The sequence below is a fragment of the Stenotrophomonas sp. Ste96 genome, from assembly GCF_024519495.1.
GTDB classification, from domain to species: Bacteria; Pseudomonadota; Gammaproteobacteria; order Xanthomonadales; family Xanthomonadaceae; genus Stenotrophomonas; species Stenotrophomonas bentonitica_A.
On the sequence record NZ_JALJRX010000066.1, the window covers coordinates 1 to 258 of the forward strand.

The 258-nt window shown below is 67.8% G+C and carries 1 pseudogene; it reads left to right on the forward strand.

Annotated features, from left to right (window positions below):
- A pseudogene (locus OC373_RS18845) lies at nucleotides 1-258 on the forward strand (hypothetical protein); the annotation flags it as partial.

The following is a 258-nucleotide window of genomic DNA, read 5'->3' on the forward strand; positions in this document are numbered from 1 at the left end:
TCCTCAATGCAGTGCTGCTCGATGGCGTGCGGTCCTGCGCGCCGGCTGCGTGGACCACCTGGACCACCGCTGCAAAGGCTCGCAACGCGGCGGTCCATGCATGGCTGCAGGATGCCCGGCAGCAGTCGGGCTATGCGCTGTCGCGTCTGGCCATCGTGGACAGCGCCCCGCGGGAACAGTTCCTTTACCCCGAGTTTGGGCTCTACGCGGACGCGTTCCGGGAGCACGGCGTGGACTGCGTGATACGCGCACCCAACG